This is a genomic window from Plantactinospora sp. WMMB334, assembly GCF_049179095.1.
In the GTDB taxonomy this organism is placed as follows: Bacteria; Actinomycetota; Actinomycetes; order Mycobacteriales; family Micromonosporaceae; genus Plantactinospora.
The window spans coordinates 3,784,416-3,796,458 of record NZ_JBMHME010000002.1; the positions used below are offsets into that span (position 1 = coordinate 3,784,416).

Genomic DNA, 12,043 nt, shown 5'->3' on the forward strand with positions numbered 1-12,043 from the left:
CCGCCCTGCTGCCTGTCGGTATGGGGGATACACCGATGGTGGCCGGTCAAACGGGCTGGCCGGGTTGGGATGGGCGGAGTTCGACAACTGCGACGCTCGGGTTTCCGGCCGGCCTCACCGGGTATGCGGCGCCGGCCAACCCGACGAAACGGCGCAAACGGGCCGGAGAGGAGCGCCGGTGTTGCACCGAGCCAGGACCGCGGCCCGGTCCGGAATCGCCGGGTAGCCCGACATGGCAGTCGTCCTCGGGCTCCACGTCCTGGTCGCCGTCGCCTGCGCCGGTCTCGTCCGGCGCTGGGGAGCCCGGGTCCTGGCCCTGGGTGCGGTCGCCCCCGCGATCGGATTCGGCTGGCTGCTCAGCGCGGCACCCGACGTGCTCGCCGGCCGCGAGCGCCGGATCTCGGTCGCCTGGGCGCCGACGCTCCGGCTCGAGCTGCCGCTACGGCTGGACGCGCTGGCCCTCCTGCTCGGGCTGATCATCACCGGCGTCGGCACCGTCGTCCTGCTCTACGGGGTCCGGTACTTCGCCGGACGGCGGCGCGGGCTGGGACAGACCGCCGTGGTGCTGGTGCTCTTCGCCGGGGTGATGCTCGCGCTCGTCCTCGCCGACCACCTGCTGGCGCTCTACGTGGCGTGGGAGCTCACGACCGTCTGCTCCTTCCTGTTGATCGCCGACGGCGGCCGGCACCGGGCGGCACGCCGGGCCGCTCTCCGGGCCCTCCTGGTCACCAGCGGTGCCGGCTTCGTCATGCTCCTCGGGCTGGTACTCCTCGGGCAGGTGGCCGGCGACTACCGGATCTCCGGACTGCTCGCCGCGCCGCCGCGAGGACCGGCGGTGACGGTCGCCGTCATGCTGATCCTGGTCGGGGCGGTCGCCAAATCCGCACAGGTGCCCTTCCATCCCTGGCTGCCCGAGGCCATGGTGGCCCCGACACCGGTCAGCGGCTACCTGCACGCGGCGGCCATGGTCAAGGCCGGGGTCTATCTGGTGGCCCGGCTCGCACCGGGTTTCGCCGACGTGCCGGGGTGGCGACCGGTGGTCCTCGCGGTGGGTCTGACGACGATGCTGCTCGGCGGCATCCGCGCGCTCACCCAGACGGATCTCAAGCGACTGCTCGCCTTCGGCACCCTGGCACAGCTCGGCTTCATCCTGGTGCTCGTCGGGGCCGGCACCCGGACCGCCGCGCTGGCCGGGACCACCATCCTGCTCGCGCACGCCCTCTTCAAGGCGACGCTGTTCCTCGTCGTCGGGATCGTCGACCACGAGGCGGGGACCCGGGACCTGCGGGAGTTGAGCGGGGTGGGGCGCCGGGCACCCGGCCTCGCCCTGGTGGCGCTGCTGGCCTGCCTCTCGATGGTGGGCCTGCCGCCGACAGTGGGTTACCTGGGCAAGGAGGCCGCGTTCGAGGCGTTCGTCGCGCACGGCCCCGGCCAGGGATGGGTACTGGCGGGGCTGGCGGTCGGCTCCGCGCTGACCGCCGCATACACCGTACGTTTCCTCTGGGGCGCCTTCGCCGACCGGGCCGGTGTGCCGAGCCGGCTGCGGCACGTGCCCGTGCCGTGGTTGCTGACCACCGCGGTCTGTGCGGTGGCGGGGCTGGTCCTCGGCTGCGTGCCCGCCGTCGCCGGAGCGCCCGGAGCCGACTACGCGGCGGCGTACCCGGCCGCGGCGGGCGGATACCGGCTGGCGCTCTGGCACGGCGTCGGGCTGCCGCTCGGGATCTCGCTGCTCACCCTGGTCGCCGGGGTGCTCCTGCACCTCGGCCGGAGACCGCTCGTCCCGGTCGCGACGTGGATCCGGCAGCATGTCGTCGCCGCACTCGCGGTCCAGGACCGGCTGGCCAGCGGCGTCATGACCGGCGCGCGCATCCTGACGGTCCGCACGCAGGTGGGGTCGCTGCCGAGATACCTGCTCGTCACCATGTCCGTGCTGGTGCTGGGGCCCGGCTTCGTGCTCCTGGCCGGTGCCGGTGTGCCGTTGCCCGCCCGCGCCTGGGACGAGCCGGCGCAGGCGGTGCTGGGTCTCGGGCTGGTGGCCGGGGTGCTGGCCCTGGTCATGGCACGGCGGCGACTCGTCGTACCGCTGCTCCTCTCGGCCGTCGGATACCTGGTGGCCGGCCTCTTCGTCCTGCACGGCGCCCCGGATCTCGCCCTGGCCCAGCTCCTGGTGGAGACGCTGACGCTGGTGCTCTTCGTCCTCGTGGTACGCCGGATGCCGCCCAGGACCCGGCACGCGCAGCCTCCGTCCCGCTTCCTGCGCGCCGGAATCGCCGTGCTGGTCGGGGCGTTCGTCACCGGCGCCACCCTGGTCGCGACCGCCCGCCACGTGCCGTCCCGATCGACGGAGGGCTACTTCCGGGAGGCATCCCCGGCGGGCGGTCCGAACGTCGTCAACGTGATCCTGACGGAGTTCCGGGCCCTCGACACCCTCGGCGAGGTCACCGTGCTGGCCGTCGCGTCGACCGGGATCGCCGGTCTCGTGATGGTGAGCCGGCGCGGCACCGGGCCGCGGCGCCTGCGGGTCGCGCCCGGCCGTCACCGGCGGGCGGCCGGCAACTCGGGGAAGGGCCCGGGATGAGCCCGTCCCGACCCCGCCCGCCCCGGCCACTGGCCGCCGCCGACCAGCAGCGCCCGGACCGGCGCAGCATGCTGCTCGAGGTCGTCACCCGGGTGGTGTATCCGAGCGTGCTGCTGGTCGCCGGATATCTGCTGCTGGCCGGGCTGCACCGCCCCGGCGGGGGTTTCGCGGCCGGGCTCGTCGCCGGGCTCGGCCTGGTGCTGCGGCGCCTCGCCGGCGGCCCCGGCGAGGTCGAGGTGGCGGCGCCGGTCCCGGCGCGGCTCCTGCTCGGTCTCGGGCTGTTCACCTGTGCCGGGTACGGCCTGGCCGGCCTGCTGCTGGCCGGTGAGCTCCTCGCCGGCCTGGCCCGGCAGGTCGATCTCGGCCCCGCCGGGCACCTGGAGGTGAGCACCTCGCTGCTGTTCGAGCTCGGCATCGCGCTGATCGTCGTCGGGCTGGTGCTGGACGTGCTCCGCAGCCTGGGCGCAGAGGACGACCAGGTCCGATACGGTGACGTCTGGTCGGGCGAGGAGTCGCGGTGACCGCCGGCAACCTGAGCCTCTCGCTGATCGTCGGCGTCCTCTTCGCCGGCGGGACGTACCTGCTGCTGCAACGCGGCCTGCTGCGGATCGTGGCGGGTTTCGTGCTGCTCGGCCACGGCGCCAACCTCACGCTGCTGCTGGCGGGCGGCCCGGCCGGCCACGTTCCCGAGGCCGACGCGACGGCGCCGGCGGAGGCGGCCGATCCGCTGCCGCAGGCGATGGCGCTCACCGCCGTGGTCATCACCTTCGCGATCACGGCTCTGCTGCTGGCGCTCTCCGACCGGAGCGTGCGCCTCTACCGCGACGACGGCGTGCAGGACGACCTGGAGGACCGGCGGCTGCGCCGCCGCCGTCCCGAGGCGGAGCAGGCGTGACCGGCGCGATGCTCGTCTCCGTGCCGGTGGCGGTGCCGCTTCTCGCCGCCGCCGTCTCCACCCTCTGCGCCAGGTGGCTGACCGTCCAGCGGGTCTTCGGGGTGGCCGTGCTCGGCGCGGTCCTGGTCGACGCGGTCCTTCTCCTGCTCCGCGTCGACAGCGCCGGCCGGCAGGCGACCCAGGCCGGCGGATGGGAGCCGCCGCTCGGCATCACGCTGGTGGCGGACCGCTTCTCGGCGCTGATCCTCGCCGTCGCCGTCGTGACCTGTCTGGTGGTGATGGTCTTCGCCATCGCGCAGGGCAGCGCCGAGCGGCGCGTCGAGAACGTCCCGGCGGTGTTCCACCCGACCTACCTCGTGCTGCTCGCGGGTATCGCGCTGGTGCTGACCAGCGGCGACCTCTTCACCCTCTTCGTCGGGTTCGAGGTCATGCTGATGGCGAGCTACGTCCTCATCACCATGGGGGCGACCCGGCAGCGGGTCCGGGCCGGCCTGACGTACGTCGTCTCCAGCCTGACGGCCTCGATCCTGCTGCTCACCACCATCGGCCTGGTGTACGCCGTCACCGGCACCGTCAACCTGGCCCAGCTCAGTGCCGCCACGGCCGACCTGCCCGACGACCTGCGGAACCTGCTGGGACTGATGCTGCTCGTCTCGCTCGGGATCAAGGCGGCCATGGTGCCGCTGCACTGGTGGTTGCCGGACAGCTACCCGACCGCCGCGGCCCCGGTGACCGCGATCTTCGCGGCACTGCTCACCAAGGTCGCGATCTACGCGATCATCCGGACGCAGACCCTGCTCTTCCCCCGGCAGGAACCCTGGACCCTGCTGCTGGTGCTCGCCGCCTCGACCATGCTGGTCGGGGTCCTCGGCGCGCTGGTACAGGACGACCTCAACCGGATCCTCTCCTTCACCCTCGTCTCGCACGTCGGCTACATGCTCTTCGGGCTCGCCATCTTCTCGGTCGCGGGCCTGACCGGCGCGGTGCTCTACCTCGTGCACCACATCACCGTGCAGACCGCGCTCTTCCTGATCAGTGGTCTGATCGAGCGGGAGCGGCGGACGGTGTCCCTGGCCCGCCTCGGTGGGCTCGCCGCGACGGCGCCGGTGGTCGCGGCGCTCTTCGCCGTGTCGGCGTTCAGCCTGGGCGGCCTCCCCCCGCTGGCGGGTTTCGTCGGGAAGCTGGCGCTGTTGCAGGCGGCCGCCGCCCGGGCCGGCCCGGTGGTCCTCGCCACGGCGGTCGTCGCGGTGCTCACCAGTCTGCTCACGCTCGCCGCGCTGATGCGGATCTGGCTGCGCGTCTTCTGGGGCCGCCCGACCGGCGCCGGCAGCCCGCCGCCGGCACACGCGGGTGGTTTGCCGCCGTCCGGCGACGGCGGCCCGCCGCCGCGCGGCTCCGTCGGGACGCGGCTGCCGGGCTGGGTCGAACGGGCCGCCGCCACCGCCGCCGTACTGGCCGGGTTGGCCGTCACGCTGGCCGCCGGCCCGCTCTCGGCGTTCAGCCAGCGGGCCGCGGCCGATTTGCTGGACCGCGACGGTTACCGCAGCGCGGTACTCGGCCACCGGGACGCCGGATGACGGCCTTCGCGGAGCGCGTCGCGCTGGCCGCCTGGTTGGCCCTGCTCTGGCTGCTGCTCTGGGGTTCGGGCAGCCTCCTGGCGCTCGGCTCGGCACTCCTGGTGGGGCCGCTCTGCCTCGCCGCCTGCCGGCTCCCCGCGCTACCGGCGGCGTCGCGTCCACGGTGGCGACGGCTGCCGATGACGCTGGCCCGGTCCGGGGGCGATGTCCTGGCCTCGTCGCTCCAGGTCTGCTGGACGACCCTGGCGCGTGGGCCCCGGGCCAGATCGGCGGTGCTCGCGGTGCCGGTGGGTCACCCGTCGGCCGCCGCGTTGACGGTGGTGGTCAACCGGATCTCGCTGGAGCCCGGGACGCTGGTGCTCGGCGTGGCTCCCGAGGCCGGCGAGATCTACGTCTTCGTCCTCGACGTACGCGGTCCGGAGGACCTGGAACGGGCCCGCCGGAACGTACGCCGCACGGCCCACGACCTACTGACAACGCTCGGCGAGGACGTCCCGGACGGCCGGGCGCCCGGACCGGAAGGGAGCGGATCGTGAGCATCGCCCTCGTCGTCACGGCCGGCCTGCTGGCGGTGGCCGGACTTCTCGTCCTGGTACGGCTGCTCCGGGGGCCCACCCTGCACGATCGACTGGTCGCGCTCGACACGCTGGTCGTCGTCCTGATCAGCGCGATAGCCGTCGAGGCGGCGCGGAGCGGGCAGGGCGGCAACGTGATCCTGCTCGTCGTGGTCTCGCTGGTCGGCTTCCTCAGTACGGTCTCGGTGGTCCGGTTGGCCGGGAGGGCGTGATGGGCGTCCTCGGCCGGGTCGGCGAGCTGCTCGCGGCGGCGGCACTGGTGGCCGGCGGAATCCTCGCGGTCCTGGCCGGGCTGGGCCTGATCCGCCTGCCGGACGTCGCCGCCCGGTTGCAGGCGGCGACGAAGCCACAGGTCGTCGGCCTGGCGCTGATCTGTGCCGGTGCGGCACCCCGGATCGGCGGCACGGAGGCGCTGGCGCTCGTCGTGGTGGTGCTCTTCCAGTTGGTGACCGCGCCGGTCCTTGCCCAGCTCGTCGGCCGGTCCGCCTACCGCTCCGGCGTCACCCACCAGGCGCTGCTCGTCGACGAGTTCCGGGACCGGTCGGGCAGGCCGGCGGGCGGCGCCGACCGGCCTGGCCGGTAGCCGGGCACCACCCGCCGTTCGCCTGCCGGCCGGCGTCCGGCCGGCTGGTGGCGACCTCGTCGGAGTGCTGGAACCAGCGGGGACGAATCTCCCGAACGGCGCCGAAACTCCGCCCCGGGTACGGCGTCGTTGCTGGTCACGGCCTGATCCGGCATAACGACCAGCCGGCCGGGTAAGCCGGCCCCGATCCCACGCGAAGCATGGGGGCGAAACGCGAAGCTGGGGGCGAAGATGACCAGAGACGATCTCGACCCGTCCGGTGACGGCCACCGGTCGGGGACCCAGGTCGCCCGGGAGGGCGCCGCGCAGACCGGGCAGCGGTTGACGCAGGCCGGCGGCGGCCTGGCGCACGACGCCACCAACCGGGGCCGGGATGTCGCCGCCGAGACGCGACGGCAGGCTCAGCACCTGATGGGACAGGCCACCGACCAGCTCAGGGCGGAGGCCGGTGCCCAGCAGCAGCGGGCGGCATCCGGGCTGCGGGCCCTCGGTGACGAGTTGCGCACGATGTCGGAGCGGACCGACCGGCCGGGGGTCGGCACGGACCTGGTGCGGCACGCGGCCGAGCGGGTCCAGCAGGCCGCACACTGGCTCGACGGGCGAGAACCCGGCAGGGTCCTCGACGACGTGCGGGACTACGCCCGCCGCAATCCCGGACTCTTCCTCGCCGGAGCGGCCGTGGCCGGGGTGATCGCCGGCCGGCTCACCCGGAACCGCGACGCGTTGCAGGATGGCCCGGGGACAACGACAACCCCGGGTGGCGCGGGACCGCACCCGGACGGGATGCGGAGCGGGGCCGGCCAGCCCGGTGCCATGGGTGAGGGCGGCGTCATGGGTGAGGGCCGGGCCCGGGAGGTACGGCGGTGAGCGCCTCCGCACGCGGGCTCGGCACCGAGCGGGAACGGGACCCGGGACAGGCATCGATCGGCGAACTGCTCGGCGCCGTCACCCGGGACACCTCGACGCTGGTCCGCCAGGAGATCCAGCTGGCCAAAGTGGAGCTGCGGCAGGAGGTACGCACCGCCGGCCGGGTCGCCGGAATGTTCGGCGGTGCCGCCCTCGGTGCGCTGATGGTGCTGCTCTTCCTCTCGTACGCCCTCTGGTGGGGACTGGCGAACGTGATGGACCAGGGTTGGGCGGCGCTGGTCGTCGCCGGGGTCTGGGCCCTGGTCGCCGCCGCCCTGGCCGGGGTGGCCAGGGGCCAGGCACGCACCCTCAGGGCGCTGCCGCAGACGTCCGAGTCGATCCGGCGGATGCCCGCCGCCCTCCGGGACGGGCACGGCACCGACCGGGCACAGCACTGATCGGCACGGCGCTGGACGGGACAGCAGTGAACGGGGACAGCACTGATCGGAGGAAACGATGAGCACGGATCCACGCTCGCTCCGCGACGAGATCGACCGCAACCAGGACCGACTCGGCGAGAACCTCAACGCGCTCGGTGACCGGATGTCCCCGCGCAACGCGGCGCACCGGCAGGCGGGCAGGGCCCGCGGCGCCTGGCAGCGGATGCGCGAGAACGTGATGGGCAGCGCCACGCAGGCCCGGCAGGGCGTGCACGGCGCCACCGCCCAGGCCCGGGAAGGGGCCGAGCACGCCCGCGGCAACCTGCGGCAGGCCGGCGCGGCTACGCAGGCCGGGATCTCCACCGCCGGTGACCGGATCCAGTCGCTGGGACAGCAGACCCGGCAGGCCTCGGAGGGGCACCCGCTCGCCGCCGGCCTCGTCGCGTTCGGGCTCGGTATGGTCGCCTCCGCCCTGCTGCCCGGCGGTGAGACGGAGCGGCGGATGGCCGGACAGCTCCGGAACAAGGTCGCCGAGCACTCCGGCGAGGTCCGGCAGCAGGCCGGCGAGATCGCCGGCAACGCACAGCAGAACCTGCGGGAACCGGCGCAGCAGGCCGCCGAGTCCGTCCGCTCCCGGGCCGGCCAGCAGGCCAGCGATCTGGGCGGGCAGGCGCGTTCCTCGGCGGAGGAACTGCGCGGACAGACCCGGGAGACGATGGAGCAGGCACGCCGGCGCTGACCGGTGCGGCGGGCGGGGCCCCTCCCGGCCGGCGCCCTCGGTGCGGCGGTGCGTGCGGCACGGGGGCCGACATAGTGACTCATATCACTGCCCGCCATCACCCCGCCGCCCGAAAACGTTTTCGGCAAGATGTCGGCCCTGCGATGCCGCTCCGGGCACGCGCCCGTCGGCCGCCTTTTCGGAACTCCGCCCGACGCACTACGCTGGCAGGGAGCACCGGGCCCGGCGGCCTGCCGTCGGCGTCCAGAAATCTTGCGAAAGGCTTTCGGTTGAGCCGGCGACGATCCCAGTCAGTGACGCTTACCGACGTGGCGAACCGCGCCGGCGTCTCCGTGGCCACCGCCTCCAAGGCGCTGAACAGCCGGGGCGAGGTCGCCTCGGCCACCCGGGAGCGGGTGCTGCGCGCCGCCGCCGAACTCTCCTTCCAGCCCAACGTGCTGGCCCGTGGCCTGATCTCCGGCCGCACCCGCACGGTGGGGCTGCTCACCGACGAGCTCGGCGGGCGGTTCGCCATCCCCATCCTGCTCGGCGCGGAGAACGCGCTCGGCAACGGGCAGATGTCCGTGCTGCTCTGCGACGCCCGGGGTGACGCGATACGCCGCCAGCACTACATCCGTACGCTGCTGGCCCGGCAGGTCGACGGCTTCATCGTGGTCGGCGACAGCAACGACCTGCGCCCGTCGCTGACCCCGGACATCCCGGTCCCGGTGGTCTACGCCTACGCCGAGTCGACCGACCCGGACGACCTGTCGATCGTCGCCGACGACGAGGGCGGCGCCCGGCTCGCCGCCGAGCACCTGGTGCTGCATGGCCGACGCACCGTCGGACACATCACCGGGCCGGACACCTACCGCGCGGCCCGGGACCGGGCGGCGGGGCTGCGGGCGGTGCTCGCCGAGGCCGGGCTCTCACCGGCCGGCGATCCGCTCTACGGCGAGTGGTCGCAGCGCTGGGGCCGGCACGCCGCGCGCCTGCTGCTGGCCGCCCGGCCCGAGGTGGACGCGATCTTCTGCGGCAACGACCAGGTGGCGGCCGGGGTCGCCGACACCCTGCGCGACCTGGGCCGGCGGATCCCGGACGACGTGGCGATCGTCGGGTACGACAACTGGGAGTTCTTCGCCGCCGACTGCCGGCCGCCGCTGACCACCGTGGACCTCAACCTCGAGCAGCTCGGGGCGACGGCGGTCAACCACCTGCTCGCGGCCCTGGACGGCAACCCCGGCTCGGGCGTCATCCGGCAGCCCGGCCGCCTCGTGGTACGCGAATCCACCGGACCGGCGCCGCACCGCTGACCCGCCCTGTCATTCCGGCCGGCCGCGTCGGGCCGCCGGACGGGCCGGGACCGCGGACCGGGGGCGCGTGCCGGTTCGAGCCCCGCCACCCTGGCGGACGAAAAGCTTTTCGGCAATATGTGCCGCCGATTACGGCGGTGTCTGCGAACACCGGGACACCCCGCTTGCCACCCGGCACCTTCCCTACTTAGTTTGGATAGCCAACAATCTATTCGCCGGAGGCCGCGCTCACGGCCGTCCGGCCCGACGGCAGAGGACCCTGCATGACACCGTCCAGAACAGGGGTGCGACTGGCAGCGGCGCTGGTCGCCACCCTGGCCACCACTGCGGCGCTCGCGGTCACCGGCGCCCGGGCCGCCGCACCCGGCTGCCGGGTCGACTACCGGGTCACCAACCAGTGGTCCGGCGGCTTCGGCGCCGACGTGACCGTCACCAACCTCGGCGACCCGCTCAACGGCTGGACGCTGACCTGGACCTACGCGGCCGGGCAGACCGTCGCCCAGGCGTGGAACGCCACCGTGACCCAGAGCGGCAACCGGGTCACCGCCACCAACGTCAGCTACAACGGTGGCCTGGCCACCGGCGCCGGCACCTCCTTCGGCTTCAACGGCTCCTGGGCCGGAAGCAACCCCGAGCCCACCTCGTTCGCACTCAACGGCGTGACCTGCACCGGCGCGCCGGGCACCCCGGCGCCGACCACCCCCGGCACGCCCGCGCCGACCACCCCGGCACCCAACCCGACCACACCGCCGCCGACCAGCGGCTGGAACCCGCCGGCCAACCTGGTCACCCCGTTGCACGAGGTCTGGCAGCACCAGGAGCAGACCTACAACAACGGCAACCTCTACGGGTTCCGCAACTACGGCTGGGACCAGGTGATGGCGAACCGCGGTTACGTCAACTACTGCGTCCGCTGGGACTCCAGCGCCACGGTGACCGCCGCGCAACGCGACCAGATCCACGCCACGCTGGCCCGGCAGTACAGGAAGTGGATGGACGTGATGGCCGGGCACAACGCCTGGCCGTACCAGGACGTGCCGGTCCGGGTCGTCGGCTGGGCGGTGCGGGACCGCAACCAGTTGCAGTGGACCGACAACTCCGTCGACATCTACGTCGGCGACATCCGGGAGAACGCCCCGCAGTGCGCCGCGCCCTGCGGCCGGTTCTTCAACCAGAACGGCCAGTACCCGAACTGTCCCGGCGGAGCGGCCCGGCACTACGACCAGTCGCTCTGGCTGACCGACGGGTTCGGCGGCGGTGCGGGCGGTGACTGGGGGCAGCGGATGGGCCGCGAGTACTTCATGAACAACCTCAACGCGGCGAACATGACGATCCTGCTGCACGAGATCGGCCATACCTTCGGCCTCGACGACTTCTACGACTGGACCCCCAGCGGCGTCGGCGGGTTCCTGATGAAGGCCGGCAGCGCCAGCTCGATCACGGAGTTCGACGCCTGGATGCTCCGCGACTGGTGGCGCCACCTCAGGAGCCGGTACGGCTACTGACCCCCGCGCCGTGTTCCGGGGTCGGCGGTGCGCCGGCCCCGGAACGTGCCACCGGACGTGGTCTGGGCTCAACGCCGCACAGTTGGGTGTGGGTGTGACCGGTCAAGGGGTGTGCCGACCGGGAAGCGAGAAGCGGGGTGCGCTGACCTCGTCGTACTGCCGGCGGGCTGCCTCGACGGCGGCCAGGTGGCGGTCGGCCCACTCCAGGAGGGCGTCGACCGGTGACCGGAGCGTCTTGCCGAGCGGTGTGATGCCGTACTCGACGGCGACCGGCCGGGTGGCGAGGACGCGACGCTCGACGATGCCGTTGCGTTCGAGCCGGCGCAGGGTCGCGCTCAGCGACTTCTGCGAGACGGCCGGGATCGCCTGGCGGAGCTCGTTGAACCGCGAGGGCCGCTCGCAGAGCGTGTTGAGCACCTCCAGCGACCACTTGTCGAGGACCTGGTCCAGCAGCTCGCGATGCGGCGGGGTGACCTCGAGGCGTTCGGTTGCGGAGGGGTCGGTTTCTGTCACGACACCTAGTCTCGTTGAAGTTTCCTCCAAGCACCAGGTATCAAGGAGATACCGCAGTGACCTGAGAAAGGATCTTCCGTGGCCGTCACGTTCTCGTCCCCGCCGGGCATGATGCAGCCCGTTCCCTACCACCACGTCGCCGTCGCGTCGGGTTCGCGGCATGTCCACGTCGCCGGCCAGATCGCCCGCGACGAGGCGGGGCGGCCGGTCGCGCCCGGCAGTCTCCGGGGTCAGGTCGGCCAGGCGCTTCGGAACACGGCGCGCGGCCTGGCCGGTGCCGGCGCCACCTTCTCGGACGTCGTCCGCCTGACCTTCTACGTCACGAACTGGTCGCCCGAGCGGATCGAGGACTTCATGGCCGGCGTCGAGGAGGTCGCGGGAGAGGTCGGGCTGCCGCGGCCGCTGCCTCCGGCGTCGCTGATCGGCGTCGACCACCTCTTCGAACCCGATGTCCTGGTCGAGGTGGAGGCGACGGCGATCGTGGACTGAGGGTGAGCATC

At 73.4% G+C, this 12,043-nt stretch carries 14 protein-coding genes; 13 read left to right on the forward strand and 1 reads right to left on the reverse strand.

What is annotated here, in order from left to right; translation table 11 throughout:
• The first annotated feature begins 232 nt into the window (after positions 1 to 232).
• The 12 genes from mbhE to ACN27G_RS16180 all read left to right on the forward strand — a co-directional run bounded on the left by mbhE (position 233) and on the right by ACN27G_RS16180 (position 11,030).
• Positions 233 to 2,578 carry a hydrogen gas-evolving membrane-bound hydrogenase subunit E gene (mbhE, locus tag ACN27G_RS16125; RefSeq protein ID WP_421493632.1) on the forward strand — a complete coding sequence of 782 codons (2,346 nt, stop codon included), beginning with the start codon at positions 233 to 235 and terminating at the stop codon, positions 2,576 to 2,578.
• Entirely contained in the window at positions 2,575 to 3,099 is a 525-nt protein-coding gene (locus ACN27G_RS16130) for an MnhB domain-containing protein (RefSeq protein WP_421493633.1), read from the forward strand. Before mbhE ends, ACN27G_RS16130 begins: the two co-directional genes overlap by 4 nt.
• Positions 3,096 to 3,473 (forward strand): sodium:proton antiporter, encoded by a 378-nt coding sequence (locus ACN27G_RS16135; protein WP_421493634.1) that lies wholly within the window; start codon positions 3,096 to 3,098, stop codon positions 3,471 to 3,473. Before ACN27G_RS16130 ends, ACN27G_RS16135 begins: the two co-directional genes overlap by 4 nt.
• A complete protein-coding gene (locus ACN27G_RS16140; protein WP_421493635.1) occupies positions 3,470 to 5,050 on the forward strand; it encodes a Na+/H+ antiporter subunit D in 1,581 nt (526 codons plus the stop codon). Before ACN27G_RS16135 ends, ACN27G_RS16140 begins: the two co-directional genes overlap by 4 nt.
• Positions 5,047 to 5,586 carry a Na+/H+ antiporter subunit E gene (locus ACN27G_RS16145; protein ID WP_421493636.1) on the forward strand — a complete coding sequence of 180 codons (540 nt, stop codon included), beginning with the start codon at positions 5,047 to 5,049 and terminating at the stop codon, positions 5,584 to 5,586. Before ACN27G_RS16140 ends, ACN27G_RS16145 begins: the two co-directional genes overlap by 4 nt.
• A complete protein-coding gene (locus ACN27G_RS16150) occupies positions 5,583 to 5,837 on the forward strand; it encodes a monovalent cation/H+ antiporter complex subunit F (RefSeq protein WP_421493637.1) in 255 nt (84 codons plus the stop codon). The genes ACN27G_RS16145 and ACN27G_RS16150 overlap by 4 nt, the downstream gene beginning before the upstream one ends.
• Positions 5,837 to 6,208: a monovalent cation/H(+) antiporter subunit G gene (gene mnhG / locus ACN27G_RS16155; protein ID WP_421493638.1), complete on the forward strand. Its 372-nt coding sequence runs from the start codon at positions 5,837 to 5,839 to the stop codon at positions 6,206 to 6,208. The genes ACN27G_RS16150 and mnhG overlap by 1 nt, the downstream gene beginning before the upstream one ends.
• A gap of 231 nt (positions 6,209 to 6,439) precedes the next feature.
• On the forward strand, positions 6,440 to 7,075 hold the full coding sequence (locus ACN27G_RS16160) for a hypothetical protein (protein ID WP_421493639.1): 636 nt from the start codon (positions 6,440 to 6,442) through the stop codon (positions 7,073 to 7,075).
• The gene (locus ACN27G_RS16165) at positions 7,072 to 7,512 is read left to right on the forward strand and encodes a phage holin family protein (protein ID WP_421493640.1); all 441 of its coding nucleotides are present in this window, start codon (positions 7,072 to 7,074) and stop codon (positions 7,510 to 7,512) included. The genes ACN27G_RS16160 and ACN27G_RS16165 overlap by 4 nt, the downstream gene beginning before the upstream one ends.
• Before the next feature lie 58 nt (positions 7,513 to 7,570).
• Complete coding sequence (locus tag ACN27G_RS16170; RefSeq protein WP_421493641.1) at positions 7,571 to 8,233, forward strand: DUF3618 domain-containing protein; 663 nt, start codon at positions 7,571 to 7,573, stop codon at positions 8,231 to 8,233.
• 293 nt (positions 8,234 to 8,526) lie between these two features.
• A complete protein-coding gene (locus ACN27G_RS16175) occupies positions 8,527 to 9,525 on the forward strand; it encodes a LacI family DNA-binding transcriptional regulator (protein ID WP_421493642.1) in 999 nt (332 codons plus the stop codon).
• A gap of 263 nt (positions 9,526 to 9,788) precedes the next feature.
• Complete coding sequence (locus ACN27G_RS16180) at positions 9,789 to 11,030, forward strand: cellulose-binding domain-containing protein (RefSeq protein WP_421493643.1); 1,242 nt, start codon at positions 9,789 to 9,791, stop codon at positions 11,028 to 11,030.
• 102 nt (positions 11,031 to 11,132) lie between these two features.
• Here ACN27G_RS16180 and ACN27G_RS16185 read toward each other — a convergent pair whose 3' ends face one another.
• Positions 11,133 to 11,543: a winged helix-turn-helix transcriptional regulator gene (locus ACN27G_RS16185; protein WP_421493644.1), complete on the reverse strand. Its 411-nt coding sequence runs from the start codon at positions 11,541 to 11,543 to the stop codon at positions 11,133 to 11,135.
• A 78-nt stretch (positions 11,544 to 11,621) separates the two neighbouring features.
• Between ACN27G_RS16185 and ACN27G_RS16190 the strand changes: the two genes are divergently transcribed.
• Complete coding sequence (locus tag ACN27G_RS16190; protein ID WP_421493645.1) at positions 11,622 to 12,032, forward strand: RidA family protein; 411 nt, start codon at positions 11,622 to 11,624, stop codon at positions 12,030 to 12,032.
• The last annotated feature ends 11 nt before the right edge of the window (positions 12,033 to 12,043 follow it).

Excerpts from the sequence above, each read along its gene's own strand:
- mbhE (WP_421493632.1), top strand. The coding sequence starts at position 233 with ATGGCAGTCGTCCTCGGGCTCCACGTCCTGGTCGCCGTCGCCTGCGCC.
- ACN27G_RS16130 (WP_421493633.1), top strand. The coding sequence starts at position 2,575 with ATGAGCCCGTCCCGACCCCGCCCGCCCCGGCCACTGGCCGCCGCCGAC.
- ACN27G_RS16145 (WP_421493636.1), top strand. The coding sequence starts at position 5,047 with ATGACGGCCTTCGCGGAGCGCGTCGCGCTGGCCGCCTGGTTGGCCCTG.
- mnhG (WP_421493638.1), top strand. The coding sequence starts at position 5,837 with ATGGGCGTCCTCGGCCGGGTCGGCGAGCTGCTCGCGGCGGCGGCACTG.
- ACN27G_RS16160 (WP_421493639.1), top strand. The coding sequence starts at position 6,440 with ATGACCAGAGACGATCTCGACCCGTCCGGTGACGGCCACCGGTCGGGG.
- ACN27G_RS16170 (WP_421493641.1), top strand. The coding sequence starts at position 7,571 with ATGAGCACGGATCCACGCTCGCTCCGCGACGAGATCGACCGCAACCAG.
- ACN27G_RS16180 (WP_421493643.1), top strand. The coding sequence starts at position 9,789 with ATGACACCGTCCAGAACAGGGGTGCGACTGGCAGCGGCGCTGGTCGCC.